Raw genomic sequence first — 18,191 nt, forward strand, 5'->3', positions numbered from 1 at the left:
AAAACATGGATGATGTCGATGTTGTGATCGTCGGCGCCGGCTCCGCCGGCCTTTCGGCGGCAAAAGTCCTGCGTGCCGCAGGACTTAGCTTCAAAGTGCTGGAAGCCATGGATCGTATTGGGGGGCGCGCCTGGACCAGCAACAAACACTTCGGTGTGCCCTTCGACATCGGTTGCGCCTGGTTGCACGCCGCCGATCGCAACCCCTATTTCCCGGAAGCCGAGGCCGCCGGCTGGACCATGCATCATCACGACATGAACATTGATCACCTCTACTATCGCAACCGTAAGGCGAGTGAGGCCGAGGAAGCGGAGGTCAAACAGGCGGATGCCGCCATGGCGGCCTTGCTTGAAAGTCACGCCGACCCCGACGACCGGCTTGGCGCGCTCTTGGCCAAGGGACGCTCGTCGCGTGCCGCCGCCACCTTCTGCGGACCGATGGATTTCGGCGCCGACGAAGACGAGATTTCGATCGCCGACTTCAGGAATGCCGCCGATCTCGATCCCAATTACTTCACCCGGGAAGGATATGGCGCACTGGTCGCCCGTTTCGGCGCGGATGTTCCGGTCGAGCTTGCCACGCCGGTGCGACGGATCGACTGGGATGGCGCAGGCGTCAGCTGCCACACCGATCGCGGCGTGCTGCGTGCCGGGGCTGCGATCGTGACGGCATCGCCGGCGGTGCTGGCCTTCGAGGAGATCGCCTTTTCGCCCGCGCTGCCGGAACACTATATGACGGCGTTTTTCGACCTGCCGATGGGCATGTTGACCAAGCTGCCCGTCGAAATCAAAGGCAGCCGCCTTGGTCTCAAACTCTTCGACGACCTGCTCGTCGAGCGGTCCGCGCGTCACGACATCTACTTCCTCAGCTTTCCCTTCGATCTCGACCTGATGGTCGGCTTCGTCGGCGGCGATTTCGCCTGGGAGCTGTCGGCTGCCGGCGAGGCAGCCGGCGTCGATTTCGCCACCGACCGGCTGTGCGAGATTTTCGGCAACGACACGCGCAAGCATGTCGGCCGGGCGATGATGACGAATTGGGGCGGCGAACGCTATGTCAGGGGCGCCTATGCCGCAGCGCGTCCCGGTCGTTCCGAGGCGCGGTCGGTCCTGATGCAGCCGCTCGGCGAGCGCATCTTCTTTGCCGGCGAGCATCTTGCGGGGCCGCTGATCCAGACCTGCGGCGGTGCCCGGCTGTCTGGCGAAGCGGTAGCGCGAGCGGTCGCTTCGCAGCTGTCGGCGCACTAAGAGCGCACGCCGGCCAGCGTCAATCTGCTACAATTCGTGAGCGTTCCGGCCCATTTCGTCAGGAACCGATGACTGTCGGCTCCGTTTCGGCACCTTGAGGGACCAAGAAAACGGAGCGAAAAGATGAAAACGAAACTGTTGTTGCCCGCCATCGCGGGGGCGCTTCTCGCCTTCTCCGGCCCGTCATTTGCCGACGTTGCCGTGCAGGCGGCGACCGATCTCAACGTCCGCGCCGGGCCCGGCCCGCAATATCCGGTCGTCGGCGTCATCGGTGCCGGACAGGGCACTACGCTTCGCGGCTGCCTTGAAGGCAGCAAATGGTGCAGCGTCGCCGATTCCGGCGGCGACGGCTGGGTTTATTCCGATTATCTCGTCGGCGACTTTGGCGGCCAGCAGATCGTGCTCGTCCGGCCGATTCCGGGGTGGTGGTCGTCGACCCGCCGGCCGCGGGTGGTGCAGGCGAGGTCGTAATCGACGGCACGACGGGCGCGATCGTCGCTGGTGAAGTGATGCCGGCCATCGAGCCGCCCGTCGAGGTTCGCACCTATGTATCGGACCACCGGATCGAGCCTGTCTATCTTGACGGCGAAGTGGTCGTTGGCGCCGGATTGCCCGACACGGTCGAATTGACCGAAATTCCGGATTCGGAATACCGCTATGTCTATGTGAACGGCCAGCCGGTGCTGGTCGAACCATCGACGCGGCGCGTGGTCTACGTCGTCCGCTAGCCATCGAGGCTGGCCGCTGGGCGAGCTGCCCGGCGGCCGCTGCTAGAGCCGTATCGCCGGGATTCCCTCTGGCGCGTGTTCGACCCGCCTCAACAGGCCCTCGAACTCTGCCGCCGGCCGCGCCTTGGAATAGAGGTAACCTTGGCCGAGACGGCAGCCCATCGCGTAGAGAGCCGCTTCCTGCGCCTTCGTCTCGATGCCTTCGGCGACAACCGCCAGACCCATATCCCTTGCCATACCTAGCACCGCGCGCACGATCGCCGCGTCCTGCGGATCGCGCAGCATGTCGCGGATGAAACTGCGGTCGACCTTGAGCACCGTGAGGGGAAAACGCTTGATGGTGCTGAGTGCTGCGTGGCCGGTGCCGAAATCGTCGAAGGCGAGGCCGACGCCCGCCTTGCCGAGTTTGCGGAACGGCTCCAGCGTACGCTCTTCATAATCGAGCGCGATGGTTTCGGTAACTTCGAGTTCCAGTGCGTCGGCGGGCAGCCCGTGGCGCGACAGCGCCGACGTCACCGTTTCTGCGAGGTTGCCGGCATTGACCTGTACCGCGAACAGATTGATCGCCATGGTGATCGGCGCAAAGCCTGAGGCCCGCCATGCGGCCGACTGTCGGCAGGCCTCATCAAGGATCCAGTTGCCCACCGTCAGCGCGCCGGAATGCGTTTCGAGCACGGCAAGGAAATCGGCGGGCGCGAGCAGCCCGCGCGACGGGTGGTTCCAGCGCAGCAGCGCCTCGGCGCCCATCACCCTGCCGCTCTCCAGACAGACCTGCGGCTGGTAGTGCAGCACGAATTCCCGGGCCCTGATGGCGCGCAGCAACTCGTCCTGCAGCGCGCGCCGTACGGCCACGGCGTTGCGCATGCCCGGCTCAAATATGCGATAGCTGCTGCCCTGCTGCCGTGCGCGGTAAAGCGCCAGATCGGCGCTGGCCATCAGCTCTTCCGAGTCACCGCCATCGCGGGGCGCAACCGCGCCGCCGATGCTGACGCCGAGCTTGAGAAAGTGGTCGCCGATCTCGAAGGGCTGTTCGAACGAATGCAGCAGGCTGTTGGCGGCGGCAGCGACCGCCGCCGGCCTGTCGATACCGCGCAACAGCACCGCAAACTCGTCGCTGCCTAGCCGCGCCACTATGGCATTGGCATCGAGCGCTGCGGGCAGGCGCACGGCAAGCGCCTGCAAAAGCGTGTCGCCGGTGGCGTGGCCGAGCGTGTCGTTGACCTTCTTGAAGCCGTCGAGGTCGACAAGCAAAAGTCCGGTCGCCTCGCCTCTCTCAAGTGCATCCTCAAGCTGCATGTCGAACTGCAAGCGGTTGGGCAGGCCAGTCAGCGTGTCCTGATGCGCCAGACGATACAGGCGCATGTCGCGCTGCCTGCGCTCGGAAATGTCGCGGATGATGCCGCCCATGGAAACGCCGTTGGGCCCATGCCAGACCGACAGCGACAGTTCGATGGGGAATTCGCTGCCGTCGCGACGCAGTGCCGAAACCTCGACGGTCTTGCCGCTCAGCTTGGATGGAGTGCCGGCGGCGACGCGCGCGATGCCGGCGTTGTGGGCGCCGCGTAGTCTCGCGGGAATGATCAGATCGAGGGTTTCGCCGACGAGTTCGGCCTTGTCGTAGCCGAACATGCGCTCGGCCGACTTGTTGACGAAGGAAATGTTGCGGCTGGCATCGATGACCACCAGCGCGAATTCGATATTCTCGACAAAGCCGGCAAGCGGCGAGGCATCTGCGGTCGGGGTCATGAAGTCACCACCGTCCATACATTTATGCGGATCAACCCGGTGATCACACATGGTGGTAGAAGACTCTAAAATAGTACATGTATCCCCCCGGATGGCACATATAATAGCAGGGAAGTATTAACAGCCGCTGATTTTCGTCCGAGAATCCGCCAACAATCGCCGTTCTCGGGCCCTTGCCTTGACTCGCCCGGCATTTTCCTGTCTACAGCCGTCAAATTCCGCGACGAGTTCCACTCCGAGCGGCCGACCGGGACACCCTTAGAGGTACAAAACGATCCCGGAGGCCAACACCCGGCAGCGCAATGCGCCCCCGGGTGCTTTTTGGTTTGGTTCAGGCGCGCAGAGGCATTACCTCTCGGTTCGACACCGGTTGGCTGAGAGAAGGGAAGTCGAATGTTTGAATCGCTGCAAGAGCGGCTTGGATCGATCCTTAACGGCCTGACCGGCCGTGGCGCACTGTCGGAGGCCGATGTCTCGGCAGCCCTGCGCGAGGTTCGCCGTGCCCTGCTCGAAGCCGACGTGGCGCTGGAAGTCGTCCGCTCGTTCACCGACAAGGTGCGCGAGAAGGCCGTCGGCGCCGCCGTCCTGAAGTCGATCAAACCCGGGCAGATGGTCGTCAAGATCGTCCATGACGAACTTGTCGAAATGCTTGGCGCCGAAGGCGTCGCGGTCGACCTCAACGCGCCCGCTCCGGTCGTCATCATGATGGTCGGCCTGCAGGGTTCGGGCAAGACCACCACCTCGGCCAAGATCGCCAAGCGCCTCACCGAACGTCAGGGCAAGAAGGTCCTGATGGCCTCGCTCGACACGCGCCGCCCGGCGGCGCAGGAGCAGCTACGCCAGCTCGGCGAGCAGACCAAGGTCGCCACCCTTCCCGTCATCGCCGGCCAGTCGCCGGTCGACATCGCCAAGCGCGCCGTTCAGGCGGCCAAGCTCGGCGGCCATGACGTCGTGATCCTCGACACCGCCGGCCGTACCCATATCGACGAGCCGCTGATGATTGAGATGGCCGACATCCGCAAGGTGTCGGACCCGCACGAAATCCTGCTCGTTGCCGACTCGCTGACCGGCCAGGATGCCGTCAACCTCGCCAAGAATTTCGATGACCGCGTCGGCATCACCGGCCTGGTGCTGACCCGCATGGACGGCGACGGCCGCGGCGGTGCTGCACTATCGATGCGCGCCGTCACCGGCAAGCCGATCAAGCTGATCGGCGTCGGCGAAAAGATGGATGCGCTGGAGGAGTTCTATCCCAAGCGTATCGCCGACCGCATCCTCGGCATGGGCGACATCGTTTCGCTGGTAGAGAAGGCTGCCGAAACCATCGACGCGGAAAAAGCCGCGGCGATGGCCAAGAAGATGCAGTCGGGCAAGTTCGACCTGAACGACCTCGCCGACCAGCTTGGCCAGATGCAGAAGATGGGCGGCATGGGTGGCATCATGGGCATGATGCCGGGCATGGGCAAGATGAAGGACCAGATGGCCGCGGCGGGCCTGGACGACAAGATGTTCGGCCGCCAGCTCGCCATCATCTCGTCGATGACCAAGGCCGAGCGCGCCAATCCCGACGTCCTCAAGCACTCGCGCAAGAAGCGCATTGCGGCCGGCTCCGGCACCGACGCCGCCGAGATCAACAAGCTGCTCAAGATGCATCGCCAGATGGCCGACATGATGAAGGCCATGGGCGGCAAGGGCAAAGGCGGCGGCCTCATGCGCGGCATGATGGGCGGCCTGGCTTCCAAGATGGGCCTCGGTGGCATGATGCCTGGCGGCGGCATGCCCGACCTGTCCAAGATGGATCCCAAGCAGCTCGAAGCCCTGCAGAAGCAGGCCGAAGCCGCAGGCCTCGGTGGCGGGCTCAAGGGTCTTCCGGGCGGCATGCCTGGTCTCGGCGGCGGTGGCCTTCCCGGACTGCCCGGCGGCATGAAGCTTCCCGGTCTCGGTGGCGGCCTGCCCGGCCTTGGCAAGAAGAAGTGAGGAGCGCGATGACCGACATCACCCCGCAGGCACAGCTTCAGGAATTGCGCGCTTCGATCGACAACATCGACGCGGCCTTGATCCACATGCTGGCCGAGCGCTTCCGCTGCACCAAGTCAGTTGGCGTGCTCAAGGCCACCCACGGCCTGCCGCCGGCCGATCCGGCGCGTGAGCAGACCCAGATCGCGCGCCTGCGCCGCCTGGCCGACGACGCCCATCTCGATCCCGATTTCGCGGAGAAGTTTCTGAACTTCATCATCCGCGAGGTGATCCGTCACCACGAAATGCTGGCTGCCGAACACAACGGCGCGTCAGACAAGACTACCTCCGCCTGACGGCGGAACAGACAGCAGACCAAGAACAACCCAAGACAGAACTATTCAGGAGTAAGACAATGTCCCTTAAGATCCGCCTGGCCCGCGCCGGCTCGAAGAAGCGCCCCTACTACCACATCGTCGTTGCCGACGCTCGCAGCCCGCGCGATGGCCGCTTCATCGAGGCAATCGGTGCCTGGAACCCGCTGCTGCCCAAGGACGGCGACCGCGTGAAGCTCGACGCCGACCGCGCCAAGCATTGGCTGTCGAACGGCGCCACGGCGACCGACCGCGTTGCCCGCTTCCTCGACGAGGCAGGCATCGTGAAGCGCGACGCTCGTTCAAACCCGACCAAGGGTGAGCCGGGCAAGAAGGCCCAGGAGCGTCTGGCTGCCCTGAAGAAGGCCCAGGACGACGCCGCTGCCGCCATCGCGGCTGCAGCTGCTGCCCCGGCTGAAGCTTCGGCCGAGTAATTTTTCGCCTTATCGGCGAAACAAGCAACGGCGGGCCGAAAGGTCCGCCGTTTTGCTTTTTCGGGGCGTGTTTCAGCCGTTTCGGCGACATGGATCTGGCCCCGCCCGCGCCACCGCCGCTGCCCCTAAGCACATGACACTTATGTGACATTCGGCTTAAGCAGGCGGTAAGGCGGCAGCGGATAGCTTGCCCCTGACAGCGCGCGGCACGCCGCGCAGGCATGAGGCCGTGCTGTCGGCCGAGGGGGGCTTCGGCATGCCGACAATCGATGCGACGTGCCTGCGACCGGGCTGATCTGGTCCGGGCGGTCGCAGGCTGACAGGTGACCGGATGCTTTTGGCAATGCGAGCTTGGGACAGGGGGCGGGCGCTTCCGTCGGAAATGCCGGGTGGGGCGGCGGAGCAGCCGATCGCAAGGTGCGCCGCGGACCTGTCAGCTGGCGTCGACACCGAGTTCGACGACGTCAGGTTGGTTCTGCGGCGCTGGCAGGCGGCCTGCATCGACGGCGCCTTGCCGCCCTATGAAGAGCTGGCGCTCGGCAGCGTCGGCCGATTCGCCGACGAGATGGCGGTTGTTCGTCTCCAGCCCGCCACGGACAGTTTCATCCTGCGCGCCGGCCCGCGCTTCGGCGCGATTGCCGGCCTCAGCGTGCCCGCGGCGGTGCTGTCGGTGCTGCCTTTCGCTTTCCAGCGCGCCATATCGGGCGCGATCGAATTGGCCCGCCTGGCGGCGCGCCCGCAATTGGCGCTGTGCCGCTCGATCGTCGACGGCATGGTCTCCACCGTTGAGGTTTTGGCGCTGCCGCTGTCGTGCCGCTGGCCGGGCGACTATTTCCTGATCTTCGCGCGGCCGCGCAAGAGCCAGATCGACCTGGCTCGGCTGCTCATCAACTCGACCGACGAAGGTATATTGGCGCTCAGCGCGCTCGAATCCGCCGGTGGCGAGGCACGGGACTATCAGGTCCTCAGCATCAACAACGCCGCAGCGCGCCTTCTCGGGGTCTCGGCCGAAGACATGCGATTCAGGCTGCTGTCGCAGGCGAATGCCGCTTGCGGGCTGTCGCGCCTGCTCGACGAATGCGGCGTTGCCCGCGCGCATGGTGTCGCTGCGCCGTCGCTCGAACTGGAATACCAGCTTGGCGGCGAAACCGTCTCGCTGCAGGTCGGCGTCGCTGAAACCGACGGCCTGCTGGCGGTGACGCTGACCGACATACGCGAGATCCGCAACCGCGAAACGCTGTTTCGCTCGCTGTTCGACGACAACCCGGTCCCGATGTATGTGCGCCAGGCCGATGGCGGCGCATTCCTGAACGTCAACACCGCAGCGCTCAATCTCTATGGCCGAGGCCGGGGCGAGTTCCTGGCGCTCGGCATCGCCGATCTGGAGCCTGGTGTCGCCGATCTGCCGGCGACGGGCGAGCGGTTCGTGCGTCACCGCACGGCGGCGGGCAGCGAGCTCGATGTCATCGAATATGCCAGGAACATTCAGGTCGGCACCGCACCGGCGACGTTGTCGACAATCGTCGACATCACCGAGCGCAAGCGCGCCGAGGATCGCATTTCCTACCTCGCCCACCACGATCCGCTGACAGGCGTCGGCAACCGCACCACCTTCTCGCAGGAGATCGAGGAGGCCGTCGGCGCTGCCGTCGCCGGCCACCAGCCTTTCGCGCTGTTGCTTGTCGACCTCGACGACTTCAAGGCGGTCAACGACACGCTCGGCCATGCCGCCGGCGATTCCCTGCTGGTCGAGACGGCATCCCGCATCCGCACGCTTCTGCGCCGCAGCGACCTCGTCGCCCGGCTCGGTGGCGACGAGTTCGCCATCCTGCTGCGCGGCGCGCTTAGCCGCGCCGATGTCCAGGCGCTGGCCAAACGCATCATCCAGGCGATCAGCGAGCCGCACGCCTATGAGGGCCACAAGCTGTCGATCGGCGCCAGCCTGGGTGCTGCGATCGCGCCGGCCGACGCGCGCGACGCCGGCACGCTGCTCAAATGCGCCGACTTGGCGCTCTATCGCTCGAAGCGCGACGGCAAAGGCGCGTTCCATTTTTTCGAACCGGAGATGGACGCCGAAATGCGCGATCGCCGCGAGCTTGAACTGGAGCTGCGCTGCGCCGACCTCGATCGCGAACTCGAGCTGCACTACCAGCCGATCATTTCGGTGAAGACGGGTGCGCTGCGCGGCTTCGAAGCGCTTGTACGTTGGCGCAATCCCAGGCGCGGCATGGTCTCGCCTGCGGAATTCATTCCACTCGCCGAAGAGACCGGCATGATCGAGGCGATCGGGCGTTGGGTGCTCGACGAGGCCTGCCGGCGTGCCGCCACCTGGCCGGACGACCTCGTCATCGCTGTCAACGCGTCGGCTGTGCAGTTCCGGCAGGGTCAATTCGCGCAGACCATCGGCCAGGCGATTGCGCGGTCGGGGCTCGACCCGTCGCGGCTCGAGATCGAAATCACCGAATCCGTTCTTCTGGCCGATACAGGCGCCAATCTCGCCGTCCTGCAGCAGCTCAAGCAGATCGGCGTGCGCATCGCGCTCGATGATTTCGGCACCGGATACTCATCGATGAGCTACCTCCGGCGCTTTCCATTCAGCCGGTTGAAGATCGACCGTTCCTTCGTCCGCGATATCGGCAGCAGCCGTGAATCGATGGCGATCGTACGCGCCATCATCGGCCTTGGCGCCAATCTCGGCATCGACACGACGGCCGAAGGCGTTGAAACAGGCGCCCAGCTCGAGCTGCTCCGGCGGGAGCGCTGCGGCGAGATCCAGGGATTCCTGTTCAGCCCGCCGGTCGACGGGGCAGGAGCGGCCGACATCATCGCGAGCTATCGTGGCAACAAGGTTCAGGTGGCTTAGGTGTCGTTTCCAAGAAGGTTGTTCAGTCTTTGGAACGGGCTGATGCCGCCAAGGGCGGAATGTGGGCGTTCCAGGTTGTAGTTGGCTGCCCAGTGGTGGATGGCTTTGGCGCGTTCGTTCGATGAGGCGTATGGCCTTGCATAGGCCCATTCGCGCAGCGAAGTCTGGATGAAGCGCTCGGCCTTGCCGTTGGTGCGCGGGGTGTAGGGTCTTGTGCGGATGTGTCGGGCACCGGCACCTTGGAGCGCCTGGGCGAACAGTTTGGAGCGATAAGCCGAGCCGTTGTCGGTCATCACCCGCTCAACCCTGGCGCCCAGCCTGGCATACCAGGCCAGTGCCCGGTTGAGGAAACCGGTGGCATCTTCCCGGCCCAGGCTTGGCAGCAGTTCGACATAGGCGAGGCGCGAGGCATCGTCGATGGCGACATGCAGGTGTTCGTAGCCGATACCTCGGGCGCGATGATGGCCCTGGTGCTGGCCCGTGATCCGGTGGCCAACGCCGTCGATGCGGCCCAGGGTCTTGATGTCGATGTGGATCAGTTCGCCCGGTCGCTGCCGCTCGTAGCGCAGCACCGGCGGCCGGGGATCAAGCCAGGCCAGCCGGTTCAGTCCCAGCCGGCGCAGCACCAGGCCCACCGTCGAGCGCGCCAGGCCCAAGGACCGGGCAATCGCCGGCCCCGTCATACGCTGGCGGCGCAACTGCTCGATCCGAGACACCTGCATGGCTGCCAGCCGATGCCGGCAGCGGTGCGGCGCTGAACTGCGATCGTGCAGAACCCGGTCGCCGGCCCGGTAGCGGCCGAGCCAGCGATAGGCCGTCCGTTCCGAAACCCCGGCCGAACCGGCAGCACGCCGCACGCTCCAGCCCTGTTCAATGCGTTGAACCAAAAGCACTCGACCTGAAGGCGTCAAAAGCGCATTCTTATGAACGTTCATTCGGGGAGCTCCACTGAAGGTTGGTTGGCTTCGCAACCCCAGCTTCTCAGTCCATCCTCGAATGAACAACCTTCATAGCTTCGACACTTAGGGCGACTGCTTGACCGAACCGGATGACCGCGCCACCTAAGCTGCAGCGAGGTGGCCGGAGGAAATGCAATGCCCGAGAAGATATCCGCACTCAACGCTGACGGCATCTCCGAGCCCTTTGCCGCCGAAGCGGCGCCACTCGAGGTCTTCTCGCATGGCGAGCGCTTCGGATCGAGCTTCCGCCATTTGTCCAGCTTTGGCGGCGGCGACCATGTCGGCGTGGCGCTGGAGGAACTTGCGCCGGGCAAGGAGACGAACCCGTCGCACTATCACATGCTCGAGGAGGAGCATGCCTACATCCTCGAGGGCGCGCTGACACTGAAGCTCGGTGCGCGCAATTATGTCATGAAGACAGGCGACTATGTCTGCTTTCCCGCCGGCCAGAAGGTCGGGCACTCGTTTTTCAACCACACCGATGCGCCGTGCCGCTATCTCATCATCGGCGAGCGCAATCCAAACGATGTCATCGTCTACCCGGAATCAGGCCGCGTCAGCGTCCGCCTGACCGGCGAAGGCTACAGCAAGGCGGCGACGATGGACTATTGGGAGGGCATCGATGCCAGCGCCCCCGATGCCAAGGCCCGGATCGGGCTAGCTCAGGAATAATAAAAATTCTCCGCCGGCAGCATTGGTGGCGGGGTTTCGCCCAGCGCCTCGAACACCGAGATCTCGCAGACCCGGCACAAGCCGTCGAGGGCAAGGTCGTTGGCTTCCATGCCGAAGGGGTCTTCGAGTTCTTCGGAGAGCGCATCGAGGCCGAAGAATGTGTAGGCGATCAGCGCCGTGAACAGCGGCGTCACCCAGCCGGCCGAACCCGCCAGCCCGAACGGCAGCAGCAGGCAGAAGATGTAGGCGGTGCGCTGCAGCAGCAACGTGTAGGCGAAGGGCAGGGGCGTGCCCATGATGCGCTCGCAGCCGGCCTGCAGCGCCGAGATCGCCGCCAGACGCTCGTCGAGGATGCGATAGTCCATCGCCTCCAGCACTTTCGCGCGCTTGAGCGCACCGATCTTCTCGCCCATCCGCCGCATCGCTGCGTCAGGCCTGTTGGTCGCGGCATGGATTTTGTCGATGGCATCGCCGATGAATGGGCGAGCCGCTTCCCTGGTGTCGACCCGGCGCAGTTCGCCGCGCAGGAAATGGCAGAAGGCGAGCGAATCCATCAGGAGCGGCCTGAGTTCGTCGCGGTCGGAGATCATCGCTGTTGCAGCGCGCGACAGGTTACGGATTTCGAAGACGAGCTGGCCCCATAACTTGCGGGCTTCCCACCAGCGGTCATAGGCGGCGTTGTTGCGGAAGCCGAGATAGACGGAGAGCGCGACGCCCAGCAGCGCGAAGGGTGCGACGCCGGCGTCGCCGAGATCGAGCTTGAGCAGCTTGACGGCGGCGACCACCGCGGCGCCATAGAGCGCGAAGCCGAGAATCTGCGGCAGGATGCGCGGCACCACGGAGCCGCGCATGACGAAGAACAGCTTCAAAAGGTTTGTGCGCGGGCGAACGATCATGCGGCGTGGTACCTGTTTCCAAAAGATAGTGCGCCGCCGGGCCTGCCGGTGTCATCTCCAATCGCGACATGAATAGCGATTGCGTTGATTTGTCCGATAAGGCAGCCGGCCCCGCCGCCCAATGGGGAGGCGCAAAACTTGGTCAGTTCTCGTAGGTTCGCCCGGTCAGCTTGTCGACCAGCCTGCGAAGAACGCCGCCCCGCCTCAGCCGGCGGACCTCGTCCGCAAGCTCGGCTGTCTTGCTCGACAGCTCGCCGAGCTGGAACTGCAGTTCCTCGCTTGGGCCAAGGCCCTCGCGCAATCTAACGAAGCTGCGGTCGTAGATCTGCTTCTGCTGCAGAAATCGTTCGATGATCGCGGCCATGGCGCGTTCGTCCTCGTTCGGCTCCCGCCTCGGCCAGGGCTTTTCCGCCAGCACGTCGCGGTAGATCGCCTCGATCTGCTCGGCGCCCTTTTCGCTGGCGAAGTCACGCCGCACGCGTTGGGTGACCGCAATGGCATCTTCCGCCCTGTAGGCGGCAATTTCGCGGTCGAGCAGTTCGGGCGATGCTGCGTCGGACAATGCGCCATAGGCGAAGTTCACGGCGGCAAAACCGTCAAACCTGTCCGTCGTCACCAAGCCACCAACGCCGAAGCGGTCGACATTGATCACGGCGCAGCCCCGCGCCATGGCTTCGAGCGCCATTCGGCCGCTGGCGAAAGCCAGGTCCGTGCCGCCCAGCCGCTTGACCACGTCGTCCGCTGCCTTGCCGACCAGCTCACCGCGAAAGGCAATGCCATGGCGCTGGCAGGCTTCGGCGATCATGCCGGTAAAGCGAATAGTCCCGGGGTGGGCGAAGATTGCAGCAGTTGCCAGCCTCGCGGGAGCCGGGGCAGCAGGTCCGACGCGCTGCAGGTCGATGGTGTTCGGCCAGAACCTTACCTTCGACGCAGCGATCCCGCATTCGTCCACCAGCCTGCCGCGCAATGCGGCCCGCACATGGAGATAGCGGCTGATCCTGGGATGAATGGGGGGCGCGTCGATCTCGCTGCTGAAGTCGTGGCAGACGAAGATTGCGGGCGTTCCGGGAAAGCGCGTTAGGGCGGCGATGGTCGGCCCGGTGTGATGGCCATGGATGATATCGGGCGCTTCGAGCGACGCCAGCGATGTCGCCACCGGCGAACCCGTGGCACGAATTTCCGCTACTGCGGGGCCTGTAATCGGCGCAAACGCGGTTACCGAATGGCCACGCCGCCGTAGCGCCAGCACCGTGTCGCGGACGAGCGTTTCGGTGCCGCTGCGGCCGGTCAGCACGGCATTTGTCATCAGAATCCGCAGCGGCCGGTCCACGCCGGCCTGGCGGGCGCTGTCGCTGGCTAGACTATCGCGTGCTATCGTCCTGCCTCCGGTACCTCAGTCCCGCTGCCTCCCTGCGACGGGCCCAGTCTATCGAAGCAACATCCGGAATCAACTTTGAGGGGATTGAGGCCGAACCGCCGGCATGCCGTGACGGACGTAGAGGATGTCGGGCAAGCCTTCTTCGTTGGACGAGCCGTCACCGAAGGCGTCGGCAACAAAGCCGTGGCGCTCGTAGAAACGGCACGCGCCTGCGTTGGCTTCGAAGCAGAAAAGTTTCACGTGAGTCATTGCGGCCGTCACATGGTTCAAAAGCCGGGCGCCAATGCCGCGAGCGGTCCAGACGGGATCGAGATAGAGCTGTTCGATCCACTCATTCTTGGTGGCGGCAAAGCCGACAATCCTGTCCTCGATCGTGGCGACGGTGACGGTCTGCTCGGCGAGGAGGATGTGCCTGACAAAATACAGGTCTTCGTCTGGTGTATGCAGCTGGGGCATCCAGTTGAAGGCGGCGAGTGCCGCCCTCAGGATGCGGGCGATGTCGTGTGCGTCTTCGGCCTCGGCCGGACGCAGCACGACATCGGGCATTGGTGTCACGCCGCCTTCTTCTTCGGCGAGATCAGGCCGCGCTCGACAAGAAGCTCGGCGATCTGGACGGCGTTGAGGGCAGCACCCTTGCGCAGATTGTCGGAGACGATCCACATCGACAGGCCGTTGTCGACGGTCTGGTCCTCGCGGATGCGCGAGATGTAGGTCGCGTCTTCGCCGGCCGAGTCGAGCGGGGTGGCGTAGCCGCCGTCCTCGCGCTTGTCGATGACCAGGCAACCTGGCGCCTCGCGCAGGATATCGCGTGCTTCATCGGCGGTGATCGGCTTGTCGAATTCGATGTTGACGGCTTCCGAGTGGCCGATGAACACCGGCACGCGCACGCAGGTTGCGCTCAGCTTGATCTTGGGATCGAGCATCTTCTTGGTCTCGGCGACCATCTTCCACTCTTCCTTGGTCGAGCCGTCTTCCATGAAGACGTCGATGTGCGGAATGACGTTGAAGGCGATGCGCTTGGTGAACTTCTTGGCTTCGACCGGGTCGGCGACGAAGACGGCGCGCGTCTGGGTGAACAGCTCGTCCATGCCTTCCTTGCCGGCGCCGGAAACGGACTGGTAGGTGGCAACGACAATGCGCTTGATGGTCGCGGCGTCATGCAGTGGCTTCAGCGCCACAACCAGCTGGGCAGTCGAGCAGTTCGGGTTGGCGATGATGTTCTTCTTGGTGAAGCCGGCGATCGCGTCGGGGTTCACTTCCGGAACGATCAGCGGCACGTCCTGGTCGTAGCGGAAGGCCGACGAGTTATCGATGACGACACAGCCCTGCTTGCCGATCTTCGGCGACCATTCCTTGGAGATGTTGCCGCCGGCCGACATGATGCAGATGTCGGTGTCGGAAAAGTCGTAGGTGTCGAGGACCTTGACCTTCAGCGTCTTGTCGCCAAACGAAACCTCGGTGCCGAGCGAACGGCGCGAGGCAAGCGCCACGACCTCATCGACCGGAAAGCCGCGTTCCTCGAGGATGTTGAGCATTTCCCGGCCGACATTGCCCGTGGCGCCGACGACTGCAACCTTGAATCCCATATCGAAAATCTCCTGTCCCTCTCCGCTCGCTTTTGGAGAAAACCCGCTGGCCGTTGCGGGCTTCATCCCCCGGGCCGGACCCGGGAGAGGGTGAGCAGGCCAAGGGAAATCACACCATTTTGGTGGTGGTGGTTTTGGCCATGGTTTTGGTCGAAAGCAGGGAAACGGCTCCGCGCCCGGCACGATCTCTGTCGTGGCCGGGAAAGTCGAATGCGAAAAGCGCCATCAAGAGGCCGCGCATCGGAGGGATCCCTGTTCGCCGCCGCTTTTATCCGGTTTGTATGGAGAGTCAATCGGGGACCGGTGGGCTCCGGCTGATGTGATTTGACCTTTGTCGCTTGCCACCTAGGCTTCTCAGCGGATCGATTGGCGGAGGAACCCCAGATGGAAGTCCTGCCGAAAAGCATCTCCCTTGCCGCGACCCTTGCCGTGGCTGCGTTGTTTGCGCTGCCGGCGCTTGCTCATCACGGCTGGTCCTGGACCCAGGACGGCTTCTTCGAGCTCAAGGGCGTGATCGCCGACATCTACATCGGCAACCCGCATGCGACGCTCGACGTAGACGTCGAAGGCGAGCTGTGGCGCGTGGAACTGGCGCCGCCGGCGCGGACCATTGCCGCCGGTCTCACCGATGAGGTCGCCAAGAAGGGTGACGAGGTCGTCGCCATCGGCAACCGCTCGCGCGACGAAACCGAAAAGCGCATGAAAGCCGTCCGGATCACCATCAATGGCAAGACCTATGACGTCTATGCAGACCGCGTGCCGCCGAGTTGACCGGGATTGTACGGGTGGATCCCCTGCAGGCAGTCGAACAATGGGATTTGGTCAGGCAACTGAAGACCTCGTTTGTCGCCTATCCGGTCGTCAACGCAGTGCACATTGCCGCGATAGGCGCTTTGCTGACGTCGGTCGCGCTTCTCGATCTGCGCATCCTCGGCGCCTTCGGCAGCCTGCCGGAACGCCCCTTTGTCATGTTGCTGCGGCGGCTGGCATTGATGGCCTTCTGCCTCGCCGTGCTGAGCGGCCTCGCCCTGTTTTCCGTGCGGGCGTCGTATTATGCCGGAATGCCGGTCTTCCTCGGCAAGATGGGGCTTATCGCCTTGGCAGGGGCAAACTTTGCCCTGTTCGCTGCGATCGAAAGCGACAAGCAGCGTCGATGGTCTTCGTTGCGGCGCCCGCTTGCTGTGATGTCGGTGGTGATCTGGTGCACGGTCCTGTTGTGCGGCCGCTTCATCGGCTTCCTGTAACGAGCGCGTCCTACTTCTCCTTCAGCTTGACGCGCGGGAACCTGAGCGGCGGCCATTCTTCCTCCGGCTGCTGCGGCTGGGCCAAAAGCGTGGTGAGTTCGGCCGGCAGGATGGCCAGTGCCTTCTTCGATCCGATGCCGTCTGAAATGCTGAGGATGCTGTCGTAGAACTCGACGCCTTGCGCCGATTTTGGCGGCACGGCCTCATGCATGACGCTGATGACGGTGACATCGGGGCAATTGTCCTTGATCACCTGATGAAAGGCGATCTTGGCCTCGAGATCGAGGGCAGCGGTCGCCTCGTCGAGGAACAAAAGACCCGGCTGCAACAGCAGGATGCGGGCCGCGACCAGTTTCTGCTTCTGGCCGCCCGACAGCAGCTGATCCCAGCTCTTGCCCTGGCGGGTTTCGTCATCGAGATGATCGATCAGGTCGCCCAAGCCGGCCTTGTGCATGGCCACCGCCACCTTCGCCTCGGAATGGTTGCCCGGGTGGTCGGGTAGGCAGACCAGCTGCTTGAGCGAAACCTGTGGCAGCTTGACGTCCTGGGTGGCATAGAACGACCTGATGCCGTCGGGAAAGTCGATGGCGCCGCGGCCATATGGCCACAGTCCGTTGATCGCCTTGACCAGCGAGGTCTTGCCGCAGCCGGACTGGCCCGAGACGAAGGTCCATTCGCCGCGGCGGAAGCGCAGGTTGGTGACGGTCAGGAAGGGGCTGGCTTCAACACCCTGGTGCATCAGTTCGAGATTGCGGACGGTCAGGCCGAACAGCGCGTTCTGGCTGCCATAGCTGAACTCGGACTTTCCAGTCGCGGCATAGAATGACGGCGGCCGCTGCACGTTCTCAATCGCCTTGGCGAGATCGGTGACACGTTCGCTGTTGGCTCTGAGCGTGGCGATCGCCGGCATCACCTGGATGAACCACGAGCACTGGCTGATCAGCGAGTTCACCAGTTCGGCGCCTGTTATGTAGCCCTTCAGGTTGATGTGGCCGTGCATGTAGGGCACCAGCCCCGGCCCATAGGCGACGATGCGCGCGGCGATGAAGCCATAGATCGACTCGAACGACATGTAGCCGGCATTGACGATGTTGAGGCGCGACCAGGTCTTGTCGATGTCGACGTAGAGGCGGTCATGCATCGAGCGCTGCACGTTTTCGCCGTGCGATGCCGCGACATGGAAGCTGCGCCGCAAAAGTACTGTCAGCTCGCCGCGATAGCTGCCCTCGGCCTGCTGCATGCGGATGCTGAGACGCTCCATCAAGCCGCCGAGCTTCATGGCAATATAGGTGTTGAGCGGCACGTAGGCGGCAACGGCGGCAAAGGCCAGGATGACGCTGCCATAGGGGCCGAGAAATTCAAGGCCAGGAACGATGGTCGAGGTTTCGAGCAGCTTCTGCCCGACGAAGAACAATGACGTGGTGACGCCCATCACACCCATGGCGAGGCCGATAGCACCGCCGGTCATGCCCTTGATCGAATCCTGGACGCGTTGGTCGATGTTGTCGGGCGCCGTGCCCGGGCCGTCGCCGGTGCCGGCATTGTGCTGGACGTGGAAATGGGTGTGGTTGGCGTCGAGCAAGGCGGCGTTGAAGCGGTTGTTCAGCCAGCCGCGCCATTTGCGATGCAGGGTGGTGGAGAAGAGGTGGCGGATGCCGATGAAGCCAGCATCCTTGACGACGACGAGGACAAGCAACGTTCCGGCACTGGTCAGCAGCGACGCCAGGGGCGCCATGTTGGCCGGGTCGTGGAAGAAGGCGATCGAATTGACCAGTTCGCCTGAAGCTTCGGCCATCCAGACGCTGGCCTTGCTGGAAAGTGCGGTGAGGAGGGCGATCACCAGCGTCAGCCCCCAGGCTTCCTTCCAGCGATCCGAGAACCAGTAGGCCCGCATCAGGCCCCAGAAGCTTCGCATCGTGGAGACCGGCGTCAGGGGAGGCGGCCTGGCGGCGCCGCGACGCCATCTGTTCGACGATGGATCTCGAGGTCTATCGACCCGAATCACAGTTCCTTACCCCATGCCCTTTGCCTATCGAAAGGGTAACACGAGTTGAACATTTCACAGTCAACATATGGTTACCGGCTAATCAACGCGCCGCGAGCGTTGCGTG

Annotated in this window: 16 protein-coding genes and 1 pseudogene; 9 read left to right on the forward strand and 8 right to left on the reverse strand. The window is 64.1% G+C overall.

The window, feature by feature from the left end; all coding sequences use genetic code 11:
• Positions 1–5 precede the first annotated feature (5 nt).
• Both SLT36_RS03845 and SLT36_RS03850 read left to right on the forward strand, forming a co-directional pair.
• On the forward strand, positions 6–1,244 hold the full coding sequence (locus SLT36_RS03845) for a flavin monoamine oxidase family protein (RefSeq protein WP_432285918.1): 1,239 nt from the start codon (positions 6–8) through the stop codon (positions 1,242–1,244).
• A 123-nt stretch (positions 1,245–1,367) separates the two neighbouring features.
• Positions 1,368–1,972: pseudogene (locus tag SLT36_RS03850) on the forward strand (DUF1236 domain-containing protein).
• A gap of 42 nt (positions 1,973–2,014) precedes the next feature.
• On the opposite strand, the gene SLT36_RS03855 reads toward SLT36_RS03850, so the two are convergent.
• Positions 2,015–3,718 (reverse strand): putative bifunctional diguanylate cyclase/phosphodiesterase, encoded by a 1,704-nt coding sequence (locus tag SLT36_RS03855; protein WP_432285919.1) that lies wholly within the window; start codon positions 3,716–3,718, stop codon positions 2,015–2,017.
• A 393-nt stretch (positions 3,719–4,111) separates the two neighbouring features.
• Between SLT36_RS03855 and ffh the strand changes: the two genes are divergently transcribed.
• The 4 genes from ffh (at position 4,112) to SLT36_RS03875 (ending at position 9,345) form a co-directional block, all read left to right on the forward strand.
• Complete coding sequence (gene ffh, locus SLT36_RS03860) at positions 4,112–5,695, forward strand: signal recognition particle protein (protein WP_432285920.1); 1,584 nt, start codon at positions 4,112–4,114, stop codon at positions 5,693–5,695.
• 8 nt (positions 5,696–5,703) lie between these two features.
• The gene (locus SLT36_RS03865; protein ID WP_067955860.1) at positions 5,704–6,030 is read left to right on the forward strand and encodes a chorismate mutase; all 327 of its coding nucleotides are present in this window, start codon (positions 5,704–5,706) and stop codon (positions 6,028–6,030) included.
• 59 nt (positions 6,031–6,089) lie between these two features.
• Positions 6,090–6,482 (forward strand): 30S ribosomal protein S16, encoded by a 393-nt coding sequence (rpsP, locus tag SLT36_RS03870; protein WP_154386255.1) that lies wholly within the window; start codon positions 6,090–6,092, stop codon positions 6,480–6,482.
• A 343-nt stretch (positions 6,483–6,825) separates the two neighbouring features.
• Positions 6,826–9,345: a putative bifunctional diguanylate cyclase/phosphodiesterase gene (locus tag SLT36_RS03875; protein WP_432285921.1), complete on the forward strand. Its 2,520-nt coding sequence runs from the start codon at positions 6,826–6,828 to the stop codon at positions 9,343–9,345.
• Here SLT36_RS03875 and SLT36_RS03880 read toward each other — a convergent pair.
• Positions 9,342–10,280, reverse strand: a complete 939-nt coding sequence (locus SLT36_RS03880; RefSeq protein WP_432285367.1) for an IS481 family transposase — start codon at positions 10,278–10,280, stop codon at positions 9,342–9,344. The genes SLT36_RS03875 and SLT36_RS03880 overlap by 4 nt on opposite strands.
• Before the next feature lie 159 nt (positions 10,281–10,439).
• On the opposite strand from SLT36_RS03880, the gene SLT36_RS03885 reads away from it, so the two are divergent.
• Complete coding sequence (locus SLT36_RS03885) at positions 10,440–10,976, forward strand: cupin domain-containing protein (protein WP_432285922.1); 537 nt, start codon at positions 10,440–10,442, stop codon at positions 10,974–10,976.
• On the opposite strand, the gene SLT36_RS03890 is transcribed toward SLT36_RS03885, so the two are convergent.
• The 5 genes from SLT36_RS03890 to SLT36_RS03910 all read right to left on the reverse strand — a co-directional run bounded on the left by SLT36_RS03890 (position 10,967) and on the right by SLT36_RS03910 (position 15,077).
• Positions 10,967–11,872, reverse strand: a complete 906-nt coding sequence (locus SLT36_RS03890) for a bestrophin family protein (RefSeq protein WP_432285923.1) — start codon at positions 11,870–11,872, stop codon at positions 10,967–10,969. The genes SLT36_RS03885 and SLT36_RS03890 overlap by 10 nt on opposite strands.
• Positions 11,873–12,014: 142 nt before the next feature.
• Complete coding sequence (locus tag SLT36_RS03895; RefSeq protein WP_432285924.1) at positions 12,015–13,178, reverse strand: glycosyltransferase; 1,164 nt, start codon at positions 13,176–13,178, stop codon at positions 12,015–12,017.
• A 141-nt stretch (positions 13,179–13,319) separates the two neighbouring features.
• Positions 13,320–13,796, reverse strand: a complete 477-nt coding sequence (locus SLT36_RS03900) for a GNAT family N-acetyltransferase (RefSeq protein WP_432288234.1) — start codon at positions 13,794–13,796, stop codon at positions 13,320–13,322.
• A gap of 5 nt (positions 13,797–13,801) precedes the next feature.
• On the reverse strand, positions 13,802–14,836 hold the full coding sequence (locus SLT36_RS03905) for an aspartate-semialdehyde dehydrogenase (RefSeq protein WP_432285925.1): 1,035 nt from the start codon (positions 14,834–14,836) through the stop codon (positions 13,802–13,804).
• Positions 14,837–14,945: 109 nt separating this feature from the next.
• Positions 14,946–15,077, reverse strand: coding sequence for a hypothetical protein (locus tag SLT36_RS03910; protein ID WP_256438667.1), 132 nt, complete (start codon positions 15,075–15,077; stop codon positions 14,946–14,948).
• A gap of 143 nt (positions 15,078–15,220) precedes the next feature.
• Between SLT36_RS03910 and SLT36_RS03915 the strand changes: the two genes are divergently transcribed.
• Together SLT36_RS03915 and SLT36_RS03920 are read left to right on the forward strand one after the other, a co-directional pair.
• A complete protein-coding gene (locus tag SLT36_RS03915) occupies positions 15,221–15,607 on the forward strand; it encodes a DUF6152 family protein (RefSeq protein WP_432285926.1) in 387 nt (128 codons plus the stop codon).
• Between the two features lie 14 nt (positions 15,608–15,621).
• Positions 15,622–16,080, forward strand: coding sequence for a hypothetical protein (locus SLT36_RS03920; RefSeq protein ID WP_432285927.1), 459 nt, complete (start codon positions 15,622–15,624; stop codon positions 16,078–16,080).
• Positions 16,081–16,090: 10 nt separating this feature from the next.
• Here SLT36_RS03920 and SLT36_RS03925 read toward each other — a convergent pair whose 3' ends face one another.
• Complete coding sequence (locus SLT36_RS03925; protein WP_432285928.1) at positions 16,091–17,995, reverse strand: ABC transporter ATP-binding protein/permease; 1,905 nt, start codon at positions 17,993–17,995, stop codon at positions 16,091–16,093.
• Positions 17,996–18,191: the final 196 nt, after the last annotated feature.

The sequence above is a fragment of the Aminobacter sp. BA135 genome, from assembly GCF_050859125.1.
Classification (GTDB): domain Bacteria; phylum Pseudomonadota; class Alphaproteobacteria; order Rhizobiales; family Rhizobiaceae; genus Aminobacter; species Aminobacter ciceronei.